The organism is Citrobacter sp. Cb028, from assembly GCF_030336705.1.
Lineage (GTDB): Bacteria > Pseudomonadota > Gammaproteobacteria > Enterobacterales > Enterobacteriaceae > Citrobacter > Citrobacter braakii.
This window is the reverse complement of record NZ_JAOWCZ010000027.1, coordinates 47,523-62,043: the sequence shown is the minus strand read 5'-3', so window position 1 is coordinate 62,043 and position 14,521 is coordinate 47,523. Positions and strand designations below refer to the sequence as shown.

The window sequence follows — 14,521 nt, the reverse complement described above, 5'->3', positions numbered from 1 at the left end:
CACCTAATCTGGCATTTACTCCGCATGTCTGTCCCCGTATTCTTGTTGAAAAAAACAACAGGAGACAGGCATGTCGCTCTGGCTTACACACCCTCTGTTTATCCCCTCTCTGGTGGTTGGCATTACTATCCTGCTCTGGGCGACGTCGCTACTGCCGGAGTTTATAACGGCGCTGTTGTTCTTTGCCGTGGCAATGGTGGCCAAAATCGCGCCAGCGGATGTGATTTTTGGCGGCTTTGCATCGTCGGCGTTCTGGCTGGTCTTTAGTGGCTTTGTGCTGGGGATCGCGATTCGCAAAACGGGGCTGGCGGACAGGGCGGCGAGGGCGCTGTCATCGCGGTTGACCGATTCCTGGCCGTTGATGGTGGCGAGTGTGGTGCTGCTCAGTTACGCGCTGGCGTTTGTGATGCCGTCCAACATGGGGCGTATTGCATTACTGATGCCGATTGTCGCGGCGATGGCGAAACGAGCCGGAATTAATGATGGTACGCGCGCCTGGTATGGTCTGGCGCTGGCCGTCGGGTTTGGGACGTTCCAGCTTTCCGCGACGATTTTACCCGCTAACGTGCCAAATCTGGTAATGAGCGGCGCGGCGGAAGGCTCTTACGGCATCCACCTTAATTATCTTCCCTATTTGCTGCTGCATACACCGGTTCTGGGCTGGCTTAAAGGCGCGGTGCTCATCATGCTTATCTGCTGGCTGTTCCCTGGCAAGCCCCACGCACCGCGCGATCTCACGCCAGCGGAACCCATGAGCCGGGATGAAAAACGTCTGGCCTGGATGTTAGCAGTGGTGCTGCTGCTGTGGGTAAGTGAAAGCTGGCACGGTATAGGGCCTGCGTGGACCGGGTTGGCGGCAGCGGTTATCACGCTGCTACCACGGGTTGGCTTTATCAATGGCGACGAGTTTTCCTCCGGGGTAAATATCAGGACCTGCATTTACGTGGCGGGGATTCTGGGGTTGGCAATTACCGTTACCCAGACCGGCATTGGCAATGCAGTGGGCGAGGCGCTGTTACAGGTGATGCCGCTGGATGAGGAAAAACCATTTACCAGCTTTCTCGCGCTGACCGGCATTACCACCGCACTCAATTTTATTATGACGGCGAACGGCGTTCCGGCGCTGTATACCACTCTGGCGCAAAGTTTTGCCGATGCGACTGGGTTCCCGCTGCTGTCGGTGATTATGATTCAGGTATTGGGGTATTCCACACCGCTACTGCCGTATCAGGCTTCGCCGATTGTGGTGGCGATGGCGCTTGGGAAAGTGCCTGCGAGGGCGGGGATGCTGCTGTGTATCGCGCTGGCGACGGCAACATATCTGCTTCTTCTGCCGCTGGATTATCTGTGGTTTAGCGTGTTGGGTAAGTTGTAAAAAAAAGCCCGGTAGCGCTAACGCTTACCGGGCCTACAGTCTTGGAGGACGGGTCAGCGAAGCGCTACCCGCCTCAACAGCATTACGCCTGTTTAGCCGCTTCTGCTGCTTTAACGATGACCGCGAAGGCATCTGCTTTCAGAGAAGCACCGCCAACCAGCGCGCCATCGATGTCCGGCTGAGCGAACAGTTCTGCTGCGTTAGCTGCGTTTACGGAACCGCCGTACTGGATGATAACTTGTTCAGCGATTTTCGCGTCAGCTTTAGCAATGTGGTCACGAATGAATTTGTGAACAGCCTGAGCCTGAGCAGGAGTTGCAGATTTACCGGTACCGATAGCCCATACTGGTTCGTAAGCGATAACGACGCCTTCGAATGCTGCCGCGCCCTGAGTTTTCAGAACGGCGTCGATCTGACGTGCACAGACTTCTTCAGTTTTTCCCGCTTCGTTTTCTGCTTCGGTTTCACCGATGCACAGAACCGGAGTCAGACCTTGTTCTTTCAGCACGGCGAATTTTTTAGCGATCAGCTCGTCAGACTCTTTGTGGTAAGTACGACGCTCAGAGTGACCGATAATGATGTACTGCGCGCCGATATCTTTCAGCATTTCAGCGCTTGTTTCACCGGTAAATGCGCCAGACAGGTTCAGGTCAACGTTCTGCGCGCCCAGGATAATGTTGCTACCGGCAGCGGCGTGTTTCGCCAGGTCGATATACATTTCCGGCGGAGCGATTGCTACTGCACAGCCAGCAACGCCAGCCAGTTCTTTACGCAGATTAGCAACCAGTTCGTTTACCATGTGGCGGCTGCCGTTCAGTTTCCAGTTACCCATCACTAAAGGATGTCGCATTTCATTTCTCCACGCTTGTCAGCGAATTAAGGAATATGGCCGCCCGTCAGGGCAGCATGGTCTGTGAAACAGTATAGAGATTCGTCTGCGGAAAGGCTTTGCTTTTTGTCATCAATTCGCCTTCTCAAGACTTTCTGATAGTGCCAGCTTAATCGGTTCAACAGCGAAGGTCAGCCCTTTTTCACCGTTATCTGCCACAACATAGCGAATTGCGCCTTCTGTTTCGGCGTAATAGTGTTTACCTTTGCCGGCAGCGAGCAGTTTTTGCAGCTTTTTCTGGCTCTGTTCTTTCGTCAGTAGCGGCGCGACGGTACGAATGACGGCGGTCATGTATTCCAGCGCTTTCGCTTTGGCCGCCTTTTGTTCTGGTCCCTGAATCGGCAACCAGGTTATCTGCATACTTTTGATTTTTAGCGTGCCGCGCTCAAGGGCGGAGGACGCATACAGGTTTTCATTGATTTTACTGGCCGCGCGGGTGAGGTTTGCCCGATCGCGGCTGCTGTCGATGGCGCGGAACTCATTCAGGATAAGCTTCGGATTCTGCGTATTAAAGTTTTCGCGAAACTGGCTAATCGACAGGTCAAAGGTCGGCGCACCCGCCAGTAAATAGGGGGCTGTGGTTGCCGTCGATGGCTCTTCCGCCCGTGCCGCAACGCTCGCGGTGAAGGCTGAAAACAATAATAAAAACAGTGTAAATCCTTGCTTCATCAATCGTACCTTTCGTTATGACTGCTCACGATTAAAACGGTAACTGTCGGGCTTGTCAAAAGGGTAAACTGTTCTGGAAGGTAATAATAAAGGAACTTACATGACCATACAGCAGTGGTTATTCTCATTTAAAGGGCGCATCGGGCGCCGTGATTTCTGGATTTGGATAGGTCTGTGGATCGTCGGAATGCTGGTTTTGTTCTCGCTGGCGAGCAAGCAATTACTCGATATTCAGACTGCGGCATTTTGTCTGGTTTGTCTGCTATGGCCGACGGCGGCAGTGACGGTAAAACGCCTGCACGATCGGGGACGTTCTGGAGTGTGGGCGCTGCTGATGATTTTGGCGTGGATGCTGCTGGCCGGAAATTGGACGATGTTACCCGGCGTCTGGCAATGGGCGGTTGGTCGCTTTGTTCCGACGCTCATTCTGGTCGGCATGCTCATCGATCTGGGCGCGTTCATTGGCACCCAGGACGAAAATAAATATGGTAAGGATACGCAGGACGTAAAGTACAAAGCCGAGCGCCAGTAGTTGTCGACCGGAGAAGCGCAAGCGCCTCCCGGCAACCCTCACCAGTAGTGCTCAGCAGTCATATGGCCCGGTCGACGGCGCAGGTGTTTGGTCATCTGCCGGGTCTCTTTCAGCAGTTGCTGCGTGTCGCGTACCATTTGTGGATTTCCGCACAGCATCACATGGCTGGTTTCTTTATCCATTGGCAGCCCTACCGCCTTTTCCAGTTCACCGCTTTCAATCAGCGCCGGTACACGCCCGGTCAGCGAATCTACGGCTGTCTCACGGCTAACAACCGTCTGGATGCGTAATTTACCCTCGTAGCGCTTTTCCAGCGCCTGCATCAATGGCAGGTAGCTCAAATCGGCGGCATAGCGTGCGGCGTGGACCAGCACCAGATTTTTAAAGCGACCCAGATCTTTGCCTAACTGCAGAATCGACAAATACGGGCCGATAGCCGTGCCGGTTGCCAGCATCCATAGCGTTTCGCAATCAGGGACTTCATCCAGCACGAAGAAACCAGCGGCCTCACTCACCACCTGAACTTCATCGCCAGGCTTTAGCGCCGCCAGTTGAGGGCTGAGTTTGCCGTCGGGAACCGTCACCAGATAAAATTCTAAGTCGGGGTTATCGGGCGCATTCACGTAGGAATAGGCGCGCTGGACGCGCTCACCGTCGATCTCAAGGCCAAGCTTGGTGAACTGACCTGCAGTGAAAGGAAGAACCGGAGCTCGCACGGTCAAACTAAACAGGGCATCGGTCCAGTTCTGCACCTTTGTGACTTTGCCTGTTACCCAATCTGCCATGGTTTTCTCCTGTCTGCTTTGATTGCCTTATCTTCGTTCGTTGGACGAAAGATTTCCAGCCCGGATGGGCTGGAAGGCTCTATTGATCAAATCAATTACAGGATGTGCGCCTGCACATCGGGATCTTTGCGATCGAGGTAGTGAATCGACTGAATGCGGCGGATCGTGCGTGATTTGCCGCGGATCAACAGCGTTTCGGTGGTTGCGATATTGCCTTTACGGCTAATCCCTTCCAGCAGATCGCCTTTGGTGATGCCGGTAGCGGAGAAAATGACGTTGTCGCTGCGCGCCATTTCATCCAGACGCAGCGCTTTGCCCGCTTCAATGCCCATCGCGGTGCAGCGGGCCAGTTCCTGTTCGCCAATACAACGGTTCTCTTCGCTGTCGCCTTTGACGTCATGGCGCGCCAGCAGGCGGCCCTGCATGTCGCCGTCCAGCGCGCGGATGACGGCCGCGGAAACCACGCCTTCCGGAGCGCCGCCAATACCGTACAACACGTCAACTTCGCTGTCTGGCATACAGGTCAGAATCGAGGCCGCAACGTCGCCGTCAGGAATGGCGAAGACGCGCACGCCCAGTTTCGCCATCTCTGCAATAACCTCGTCATGGCGTGGTTTTGCCAGGATGGTGACGGTCAGGTCACTCAGTGGTTTGTTCAGCGCGGCTGCAATGTTTCGCAGGTTGGTTTCCAGCGACAGGTTCAGGTCGATGGACCCTTTTGCGCCAGGGCCGACAATCAGCTTTTCCATGTACATGTCTGGCGCGTTCAGGAAACAGCCTTTATCGCCTACAGCCAGCACCGCCAGCGCATTCGCCTGGCCCATTGCCGTCATACGCGTGCCTTCGATAGGATCGACGGCGATGTCGACCGCATCACCGTGGCCGGTTCCGACTTTCTCGCCGATAAACAGCATCGGCGCTTCATCAATCTCACCCTCGCCAATCACGATGGTGCCGTCGATGTTGACCTGGTTGAGCATAATACGCATGGCGTTCACCGCCGCGCCATCAGCGGTATTTTTATCGCCGCGGCCCAGCCATTTATAGCCAGCCAGCGCGGCCGCTTCGGTCACGCGTGAAAATTCAATGGCAAGTTCTCGTCTCATTGCAAACTCGTAGCTGAAAGGAATGGCGCGAAGTGTAGCACAGGGGAGGGGACTAGATTATTGATGTGTGTGCGGGGTTGCCCCCGCACGAAGATATTGCCGGACAAGGTAACGTCGCCATCCGGCAATGACGAATTACTCGTCGTGATCTTCCCACGCCATGGCGCGTTTGACCGCTTTTTTCCAGCCGCTGTAACGGAAATTACGCTCGGTGGTTTCAATGCCAGGGCGGAATTCACGCTCGATGACCGCTTTCTCCTGCAGTTCATCCAGATTCTGCCAGAAACCTACTGCCAGACCGGCAAGGTACGCCGCACCCAATGCGGTGACTTCGCGGACTTCAGGGCGCTCAACGCGCGTGCCGAGAATATCGGACTGGAACTGCATCAGGAAGTTGTTGGCGACCGCACCGCCATCGACGCGCAGGGCGTGCAGGCGAATACCGGAGTCAGCCTGCATCGCTTCCAGTACGTCACGGGTCTGGTAAGCGATAGACTCAAGCGTTGCGCGGATGATGTGGTTGGAGTTTACGCCACGGGTCAGGCCGAAGATGGCTCCGCGTGCATACGGGTCCCAGTACGGTGCGCCAAGGCCTGTAAATGCCGGAACGACGTACACGCCGTTGGTATCTTTCACTTTGGTGGCGAAATATTCAGAGTCGAATGCATCGCTGATGAGTTTCATTTCATCGCGCAGCCACTGGATGGATGCGCCAGCCATAAATACCGCACCTTCCAGCGCGTAGTTCACTTCCCCGGTCGGTCCACAGGCGATGGTGGTCAGTAGTCCATTTTCGGACTTAACGGCTTTCTCGCCAGTGTTCATCAGCATGAAGCAGCCGGTACCGTAAGTGTTTTTCGCCATCCCTTCCTTCACGCACAGCTGGCCAAACAGAGCGGCCTGCTGGTCACCGGCAATACCGGAGATAGGAATACGAATGCCGCCTTTACCACCGATGTTGGTCTGGCCGTACACTTCAGAAGAACGACGCACTTCTGGCAGCATTGCACGCGGAATATCCAGCGCATCCAGCATCGTGTCATCCCAGTCCAGGGAGTGGATGTTGAACAGCATGGTACGAGAGGCGTTGGTGTAATCCGTTACGTGTACGCGTCCCTGCGTCATTTTCCAGATAAGCCAGGTGTCTACCGTACCGAACAGCAGTTCGCCGCGGCGAGCGCGCTCACGTGAGCCTTCTACGTGGTCGAGGATCCACTTCACTTTAGTGCCGGAAAAGTACGGGTCAATTACCAGACCCGTGTTATTACGGATGTACTCTTCCATTCCGTCGCGCTTGAGCTTTTCGCAGATATCCGCGGTACGACGACACTGCCACACAATTGCGTTATAGATAGGCTTACCGGTCTCACGCTCCCAGACGATGGTGGTTTCACGCTGGTTGGTAATACCGATCGCTGCAATTTCATCGGAACTGATATCGGCTTTCGCCAGAACTTCTACCAGCGTGGAGCTTTGGGTCGCCCAAATTTCCATTGGGTCATGTTCTACCCAACCTGCTTTCGGGTAGATTTGCTCGAATTCGCGCTGTGAAACGCTAACGATATTCGCATCGTGGTCCATTACGACCGCGCGGGAGCTGGTGGTGCCCTGGTCGAGCGCAACGATATATTTTTTTTCAGTCATGATTATTTGTCCCGTAGTCACATTACTGCGAAGCTTTTTGTTGAGTGTTGGTCGCAACGTCTTTCTCTTCAATCGCGCAGACATCGCACGGTAAATGGCGACCAATCAGTTTGCGATATGCCCATGCGCCTAAAATCGCGCCGGTAATCGGGCCAAACACCGGGACCAGGAAGTAAGGGATATCACGACCACCCGTGAAGGCAATCTCACCCCATCCGGCCATCCAGGCGAAGAGTTTCGGTCCGAAGTCACGTGCCGGGTTCATCGCAAAACCTGTTAGCGGACCCATGGAAGCACCAATAACGGCGATCAACAAGCCGATCAGCAGTGGTGCCAGCGGACCACGAGGTACACCGTTACCATCGTCGGTCAGAGCCAGAATCAGCCCCATTAGAATAGCGGTAATGACCATTTCAACCGCGAAGGCCTGCACAAAATTGATATGCGGGTTCGGATAGGTCGAGAAAGTACCTGCCAGACCCAGGCTTTCGGTACTGCCGCGCACGATATGGTTAGTTTGTTCGAAATCGATGAAAAGATTGTAATAAAGCCCGTAAACCAGTGCCGCTGCGCAAAAGGCGCCGGCAATTTGCGAAATAATAAAAGGAGCAACTTTGCGTTTATCAAAACAGGCGAACAGCCAGAGTGCGATGGTTACCGCTGGATTCAGGTGTGCACCAGAAACGCCTGCAGTCAGATAGATAGCCATCGCTACCCCCAGACCCCAGATGATACTGATTTCCCACTGACCAAAAGTAGCCCCAGCAACTTTGAGTGCAGCGACACATCCCACACCGAAGAAAATCAACAACCCGGTACCGAGGAATTCAGCAATGCACTGGCCTTTTAAGGTTGATGTTTGACTCATAATCGGATCCTGAAGAGAGTTTAATGTTTATTGTATGCGAGAAGGTCACTGACATCCCCGGAGCCGGTAGGCACACTGTTAATTTATCGTTAACGCTCAAAAACGAGAAATATCGAAATTGAAATGTGTGTACTCCATCAACAAAATGAGCGTTATCGCGCCATTTCGCGGTATTTGTTATACAAAAATAGTGTGAGCTGAATCATTTCAATGATCAATTCGTTAACACTTAAGAGTTATGATAGTAATGTCACCAGGAGAAAGACGAAAAGTGTTGCAAACCGCAATCTGCGCGGGATGCCGCTGGACAGGGATGACGCGGCTTCATACAATCGGTGTTAAGTAGAGTGCGCTCGTTTTTATTAAGGCGTCGCCGGTTATCGGGACGAGGATTTTTATCCATCAACGCCTTGCAATTCAGGAGAGGTATGACGATGTCATTAGAAGTGTTTGAGAAACTGGAAGCAAAAGTACAGCAGGCGATTGATACCATCACGCTGTTGCAGATGGAAATCGAAGAGCTGAAAGAAAAGAACAACTCACTGTCGCAGGAAGTTCAGTCTGCACAGCAGCAGCGTGAAGAGCTGGAGCGTGAGAACAACAACCTGAAAGAACAGCAGAACGGCTGGCAGGATCGTCTGCATGCCCTGTTGGGGCGTATGGAAGAAGTCTAATCCTCGTCATATTTCACGTTATGGCGGCGTTGGCTGCGTACATTCACCCCAGTCACATAGTGGCCTATGCTCCTGGGGATTCACTTACTTGCCGCCTTGCCCTGACGCGAAATCTATAGAGGATGTAGACTGCGAGTGCCTGTAGGCCGGATAAGGCGTAAGCCGCCAACCGGCAATCAGTGACAACGCATAAAAAAGGCACCTTGCGGTGCCTTTTTCACTTACTCGATATCGAGCGGGTCTTCGGAGAGGATTATCCCGGTGTTGTCGGCGTACAGGTGGTCGCCGGAGAAGAATGTCACGCCGCCAAAGTTGACGCGCACATCGCTTTCCCCAATACCTTCTCCTGAAGCACCTACCGGAATTGCGGCAATCGCCTGAATGCCGATATCCAGTTCTTCCAGATCGTCTACCTGGCGGACTGAGCCGTAGATGACCAGACCTTCCCATTCATTCTGTACGGCCAGTCGTGCCAGTTCGGCATCGACCAGCGCACGACGGACAGAACCGCCGCCATCGACCAGCAGAATGCGACCACGGCCATTTTGTTCGAGCAGATCGTACAGCAACCCGTTGTCCTCGAAACATTTTACCGTGATGATTTGTCCGCCAAACGACGACCGTCCTCCAAAGTTAGAGAACAGCGGTTCCACGACGTTGACATCTTCCTGATAGATGTCACAAAGCTCGGATGTATCGTATTTCATAGGCTTAACGTTCAGTTGCTGCGAGAATTTTTAGTATATCGCGCTATGTGTACTGTTGGCAAAATCATCAATTGTTAATTGATATTTGTCAGTTAAAGAGACCACTGACTTAAGAAAATTCCAACGACAAACAGCAAGTTAGTTAATAGCGCCGCTTTTACGGTGCGTTCCAGCATCGGACGCATTGCCGCAGGATCCATTTCGCGCATCACGTAACGCGCCTGTTTGAAAAGCAGCGGAGCGGCAAGGATAAACAGCCATCCCCACAGACTTTGTAGCGAAAACAGGTTAAACAGCGCCAGGCAGACCAGCGTACCCATCAGCAGGCAGGCATGGTAGCGGCGGGCATTGACGGCACCTAAACGTACTACCAGCGTGTTCTTGCCGTTCTCTCTGTCGCTGTTGATATCGCGCAGGTTGTTGACGTTGAGCACGGCAGTTGCCAGCAGGCCACAGGCGGTGGCAGGCAGAATCAGCGCCGGAATCAGCGTATGCGCCTGCAGATACCAGCTTCCCATCACGCTAAGCCAGCCAAAGAATACCAGCACGGAAATATCGCCCAGACCGATATATCCGTAAGGGCGATTACCCACGGTGTAGGTGATCGCCGCGATAATCGACAGGCCCCCAAGTACCAGGAAACCGACAAAATCCGCCAGCGTGTGACAGGCCACAGCAACCAGGGCCAGACCCGACAGACAGATCAACACCACGGTGACGATCAGCGCACGCTTCATCTGCTGTTGGGTGATAACCCCTTTTTGCATACCGCGCAGCGGTCCAATGCGGTCGGGCTTGTCGCTGCCTTTGACGGCATCGCCATAGTCGTTAGCGAGGTTGGACAGAATTTGCAGCAGTCCTGCTGTAATCAATGCCAACAGAGCAACCAGCGGATCGAAGTATCCTTGCCACCATGCTAATGCCGTACCGACGATGATCGCCGCGAAGGCGAGCGGCAAGGTCTTAGGTCGTAAACTTTCCAGCCAGGCTTGTGAGCGGCTAATTTTTTGTTGTTCAGTCATATTTAGCGCCAATAAAAATGGGGCTTTATCAGCCCCATCAACAGTGATGAAAATGCATTGAACGCGATTATAGGATAAAACGGCTCAGATCTTCATCTGCGACCAGCGCATCCAGATGTTTGCTCACATATTCGGCATCAATTGTGATGCTTTGGCCGTTTAAATCGCTCGCATCATAGGAAATATCTTCCATCAGACGCTCGAGAACGGTATGCAGACGACGTGCACCGATGTTTTCGGTGGTTTCATTGACCTGCCAGGCCGCTTCGGCAATGCGTTTAATGCCCGATTCGGTGAAGTTGATGTCCACACCTTCGGTCGCCATCAGCGCTTTGTACTGGACGGTGATGGAGGCATTCGGTTCGGTAAGGATACGCTCAAAATCGCTGGTGGTCAGCGCCTGCAGCTCGACACGAATCGGCAGACGCCCCTGCAGTTCCGGGATCAGGTCAGACGGTTTCGCTACCTGGAATGCGCCAGAGGCGATAAACAGAATGTGGTCTGTTTTCACCATACCGTGTTTAGTGGAGACCGTGCAGCCTTCAACCAGCGGCAGCAGGTCGCGCTGTACGCCTTCACGGGACACGTCCGGGCCGGAGGATTCGCCGCGCTTACAGATTTTGTCGATTTCGTCGATAAACACGATTCCGTGTTGCTCAACGGCGTCGATAGCTTCCTGTTTCAGCTCTTCCGGATTCACCAGTTTGGCCGCTTCTTCTTCAATCAGCAGCTTCATCGCGTCTTTGATTTTCAGCTTACGCGGTTTTTGCTTCTGACCGCCCAGGTTCTGGAACATGGACTGTAGCTGGCTGGTCATCTCTTCCATTCCCGGAGGCGCCATGATTTCAACGCCCATCGGTGCGGCCGCGAGATCGATTTCGATCTCTTTATCATCCAGCTGGCCTTCACGCAGTTTTTTACGGAACGCCTGACGCGCTGCAGAAGGTTCCTGCGGCTGCTCTGACTGTCCCCAGTTATTTTTAGCCGGTGGGATCAGCACGTCGAGAATGCGCTCTTCCGCCATCTCTTCGGCACGGAAGCGGTTTTTCTCGATGGCCTGAACGCGGACCATTTTGATGGCAGCATCGGTCAGATCGCGGATGATAGAGTCAACTTCTTTACCAACATAGCCGACTTCGGTGAATTTTGTTGCTTCAACTTTGATGAACGGCGCGTTGGCCAGTTTTGCCAGACGACGGGCGATTTCGGTTTTACCGACGCCGGTTGGGCCAATCATCAGAATGTTTTTCGGCGTAACTTCATGGCGCAGCTCTTCGTTGAGCTGCATGCGGCGCCAGCGGTTACGCAGGGCAATCGCCACGGAACGCTTAGCGTTATCCTGGCCGATGATGTGTTTGTTCAGTTCGCTGACAATTTCGCGTGGGGTCATTTCAGACATGGGGGATCCTTACGCTTTGGAGTTCAATTCTTCGATGGTATGGAAGTGGTTGGTATAAATGCAGATATCCCCTGCAATATCCAACGCTTTCTCAGCAATCTCGCGTGCGCCAAGCTCGGTGTTTTCCAGCAGAGCGCGTGCAGCAGCCTGGGCGTAGGGACCGCCGGAGCCGATGGCAATCAGATCGTTTTCTGGCTGGATGACGTCGCCGTTACCGGTGATGATGAGTGATGCAGTTTCATCCGCAACGGCCAGCAGCGCTTCGAGTTTGCGCAGCATACGGTCGGTACGCCAGTCTTTTGCCAGTTCAACGGCAGCTTTCACCAGGTGACCCTGGTGCATTTCCAGCTTGCGTTCAAACAGTTCAAACAGCGTGAATGCATCCGCAGTACCGCCCGCAAAGCCCGCGATGACTTTGTCGTTGTACAGACGGCGGACTTTCTTCACGTTGCCTTTCATTACGGTGTTACCCAGTGTGGCCTGACCATCACCGGCGATTACCACATGGCCGTTACGGCGTACGCTTACTATTGTTGTCACGAGCAGACCCCTTGGTTACAAATGCAAAACACAGGCCCCGCGCAGTATGCGGGGCGTAATGCAAGTATAGATGGGGGGGATTTTGGGGGTTTCAACCCCCAGTGGCGAGTCGAATGCAGTTTGTGTGACCAGCAACTTTCAGGCGGCTGATGGTGTTGTCGGCATTCTCTTTGCCTTTGACCGGACCAATGACCACGCGATTCCAGCCGTTATTGGTGGTAATACGTGAGTTGAAGCCTTCAAAGGCCAACTGCGCGCGCACGGTTTCTGCCTGCTCAGCGCCTTTAAATGAGCCGCACTGTACCATCCAGCGGCGTTCATCTTTTTTCTCCGCCGTCTGTTTTGGCGGCTGCGTTTCATTTGTTATCGGCGCGGCCGGCTGCGTTTTCGGCTGAGCGGCGGTGGTATGCGCAGGTGTTTGCAGTAGATCCTGATACGGCTGTTGGGCCGCCGGTTTTGGCTGCGCCTTCGGCTGCTGTACCGGTGCGGCTTGCGCAGTACGCGTTTGCTGCTGCTGGTACGGCTGTTCTGTTACCCGTTGGCGCGGCTGTTGAGCCTGCTGTTGGGTGTTATTCCACTGCTGCTGTTGCACCTGACGTTGACGCTGCAGCGTTTGCTGGCGTTGTTCAGCAGTTTGTTCGTTCCACGGTACTTCGTTGAGCTGCGTTGGCTGTTGGCGCATATCGGCCTGCATTTGCGCCAACAACTGGCGCTGCTCATTGGTAAGCTGATCGGCGTTCAGTACCTCGCCGCCTGCAGACGGTTCGGTAGGCGCACGTACGCCAGGCTGACGGCTTTCCAGCTCTTTGATGTATCGCCAGCGCTCTTCCGGTTTTGGCGGGATGCCATTACCGGTGACTTTCTGGTTTTGCAGCGTTTCGGACTCTTCTTTCTTGTGATGCGTAATGAAGTACAGACCACCGATAAAGGTCACGAGTACGGCTGCAGCAATAGCAACCATAGCGGGCGATACCGCAGGCGTATTGCGTTGTTTTTTCCGTGATGTGCTCTTCTTGCGCCGCGAAGGTGCCGGTTGGCCGCGACGTACATAATCTCGTTGTGCCACTATCGTTTCGCTGTATTTATTCGTTCGTCAGCCCGCCATGTTACTTAAGCGGCGGGCCTTTGACCAGACAGGGGAGTCCGAAAGCACTTTACTTTACGTCAGTGCCCGGGTAGTGCCCCGAATAATAAGCTCGCAGTCCAGTAAACGTGAGCCACTGCTGACGTTCTGACCTTGTAATTGATCGAGCAGTAACAGCATAGCTTCACGTCCGATATCGAAACGCGGCTGTGCGACGGTTGTCAGGGGTGGATCACAAAATTCCGTGAGCGAAATATTATCAAAGCCAATGATGGATAAATCGTCAGGTACCTTCAGACCCTGACGTTTGGCGTAAGAGAGTGCCCCCAGCGCCATGACATCGCTGTGGCAAAAGACCGCAGTAGGTGGCTGTGGAAGCTCAAGGAGTTGCTTAAGCGCATTGGCTCCCGCTTCATAGGTAAAGTCACCACGCGCGATGAAATGCGGATCGACCGTAATTCCACTGCGGCGCAATGCCTGAACGTAACCTTGCAGACGGTAATGGCACAGCGGCATATCCTCTGGTCCGGCGATACAGCCAATGCGTTTATGCCCCAGTTCCAGCAGATAGTTCATCGCGTTGAAGGCGGCGGTGAGATTATCAATGTGCACGGTGGGGAGTTCCAGCTCTGGCGCGAACTCGTTGGACATGACCATCGGCGGCAAGTTGCGCTGCTCTTCCACGCTGGCATCAAACGGCAGTCGCGAACTGAGCAGCACCATGCCATCGATCTGCTTGGTGATAATGAGGTTGAGGAAGGTCTTTTCCTGCTGATTCTGGTGGGCGCAGTCGCCGATAAGCACCAGATATCCCTGCTCAGCGGCGGTCACTTCTATGCCGCGAATCACTTCGCTAAAAAACGGATCGCAGATATCCGGCACAATCACCAGAATGGTACGTGATTCATTACGCTTAACGTTGCGTCCCATTGATTGGGGTAAATATCCCACTTCCAGCGCAGCCTGTTCAACCTTGTTACGGGTTGACTGCGAGACTTTGTCCGGGTTCATTAATGCGCGGGATACGGTTGCCGTTGAGACTTTCGCCTTCAGAGCAACATCTTTCATCGTAGCGGCGGCAACCTGCTTATTCGGTTTCACTCTTTCTCCTCGCCAGAGAGCTGCTGGCACAGACTCGTCCTTGAATAGCCTTCATCTGAAACATTTTTATCAGATAGTTAATGGAAGCGGTTACAGAATTTTCATAAAAAGTGTGATGGATCTTTA

The 14,521-nt window shown here is 53.7% G+C and carries 15 protein-coding genes; 3 read left to right on the top strand and 12 right to left on the bottom strand.

The window, feature by feature from the left end:
* Window positions 1-70: 70 nt before the first annotated feature.
* On the top strand, window positions 71-1,375 hold the full coding sequence (locus OGV75_RS04565; protein ID WP_131347335.1) for an SLC13 family permease: 1,305 nt from the start codon (window positions 71-73) through the stop codon (window positions 1,373-1,375).
* 82 nt (window positions 1,376-1,457) lie between these two features.
* Here OGV75_RS04565 and tpiA read toward each other — a convergent pair whose 3' ends face one another.
* Both tpiA and OGV75_RS04555 read right to left on the bottom strand, forming a co-directional pair.
* Entirely contained in the window at window positions 1,458-2,225 is a 768-nt protein-coding gene (tpiA, locus tag OGV75_RS04560) for a triose-phosphate isomerase (protein ID WP_286480390.1), read from the bottom strand.
* Between the two features lie 111 nt (window positions 2,226-2,336).
* A complete protein-coding gene (locus OGV75_RS04555; protein ID WP_016155250.1) occupies window positions 2,337-2,933 on the bottom strand; it encodes a YiiQ family protein in 597 nt (198 codons plus the stop codon).
* Between the two features lie 100 nt (window positions 2,934-3,033).
* On the opposite strand from OGV75_RS04555, the gene OGV75_RS04550 reads away from it, so the two are divergent.
* Window positions 3,034-3,465 carry a DUF805 domain-containing protein gene (locus OGV75_RS04550; protein WP_047357763.1) on the top strand — a complete coding sequence of 144 codons (432 nt, stop codon included), beginning with the start codon at window positions 3,034-3,036 and terminating at the stop codon, window positions 3,463-3,465.
* A 38-nt stretch (window positions 3,466-3,503) separates the two neighbouring features.
* Here the strand turns inward: OGV75_RS04550 and fpr are convergent, their stop codons facing one another.
* The 4 genes from fpr to OGV75_RS04530 form a co-directional block, all read right to left on the bottom strand.
* Window positions 3,504-4,250 carry a ferredoxin--NADP(+) reductase gene (fpr, locus tag OGV75_RS04545; RefSeq protein ID WP_016157907.1) on the bottom strand — a complete coding sequence of 249 codons (747 nt, stop codon included), beginning with the start codon at window positions 4,248-4,250 and terminating at the stop codon, window positions 3,504-3,506.
* Between the two features lie 95 nt (window positions 4,251-4,345).
* Window positions 4,346-5,356 (bottom strand): class II fructose-bisphosphatase, encoded by a 1,011-nt coding sequence (glpX, locus tag OGV75_RS04540; RefSeq protein ID WP_103928813.1) that lies wholly within the window; start codon window positions 5,354-5,356, stop codon window positions 4,346-4,348.
* 135 nt (window positions 5,357-5,491) lie between these two features.
* On the bottom strand, window positions 5,492-7,000 hold the full coding sequence (gene glpK, locus OGV75_RS04535) for a glycerol kinase GlpK (RefSeq protein ID WP_016155254.1): 1,509 nt from the start codon (window positions 6,998-7,000) through the stop codon (window positions 5,492-5,494).
* Window positions 7,001-7,022: 22 nt separating this feature from the next.
* Window positions 7,023-7,868 carry an MIP/aquaporin family protein gene (locus OGV75_RS04530; protein ID WP_016155255.1) on the bottom strand — a complete coding sequence of 282 codons (846 nt, stop codon included), beginning with the start codon at window positions 7,866-7,868 and terminating at the stop codon, window positions 7,023-7,025.
* A 428-nt stretch (window positions 7,869-8,296) separates the two neighbouring features.
* Between OGV75_RS04530 and zapB the strand changes: the two genes are divergently transcribed.
* Window positions 8,297-8,542, top strand: a complete 246-nt coding sequence (zapB, locus tag OGV75_RS04525; RefSeq protein ID WP_019077914.1) for a septal ring assembly protein ZapB — start codon at window positions 8,297-8,299, stop codon at window positions 8,540-8,542.
* A gap of 221 nt (window positions 8,543-8,763) precedes the next feature.
* Here zapB and rraA read toward each other — a convergent pair whose 3' ends face one another.
* The 6 genes from rraA to cytR all read right to left on the bottom strand — a co-directional run bounded on the left by rraA (window position 8,764) and on the right by cytR (window position 14,395).
* Window positions 8,764-9,249 carry a ribonuclease E activity regulator RraA gene (gene rraA / locus OGV75_RS04520; RefSeq protein WP_008787034.1) on the bottom strand — a complete coding sequence of 162 codons (486 nt, stop codon included), beginning with the start codon at window positions 9,247-9,249 and terminating at the stop codon, window positions 8,764-8,766.
* 92 nt (window positions 9,250-9,341) lie between these two features.
* Entirely contained in the window at window positions 9,342-10,271 is a 930-nt protein-coding gene (gene menA, locus OGV75_RS04515) for a 1,4-dihydroxy-2-naphthoate polyprenyltransferase (RefSeq protein ID WP_016157915.1), read from the bottom strand.
* A gap of 67 nt (window positions 10,272-10,338) precedes the next feature.
* Window positions 10,339-11,670 carry an ATP-dependent protease ATPase subunit HslU gene (hslU, locus tag OGV75_RS04510; RefSeq protein WP_003028803.1) on the bottom strand — a complete coding sequence of 444 codons (1,332 nt, stop codon included), beginning with the start codon at window positions 11,668-11,670 and terminating at the stop codon, window positions 10,339-10,341.
* Window positions 11,671-11,679: 9 nt separating this feature from the next.
* The gene (gene hslV, locus OGV75_RS04505) at window positions 11,680-12,210 is read right to left on the bottom strand and encodes an ATP-dependent protease subunit HslV (protein ID WP_003028805.1); all 531 of its coding nucleotides are present in this window, start codon (window positions 12,208-12,210) and stop codon (window positions 11,680-11,682) included.
* A gap of 91 nt (window positions 12,211-12,301) precedes the next feature.
* The gene (ftsN, locus tag OGV75_RS04500; protein ID WP_072034356.1) at window positions 12,302-13,276 is read right to left on the bottom strand and encodes a cell division protein FtsN; all 975 of its coding nucleotides are present in this window, start codon (window positions 13,274-13,276) and stop codon (window positions 12,302-12,304) included.
* A 93-nt stretch (window positions 13,277-13,369) separates the two neighbouring features.
* Window positions 13,370-14,395 carry a DNA-binding transcriptional regulator CytR gene (cytR, locus tag OGV75_RS04495; RefSeq protein ID WP_016157916.1) on the bottom strand — a complete coding sequence of 342 codons (1,026 nt, stop codon included), beginning with the start codon at window positions 14,393-14,395 and terminating at the stop codon, window positions 13,370-13,372.
* Between the last annotated feature and the right edge of the window lie 126 nt (window positions 14,396-14,521).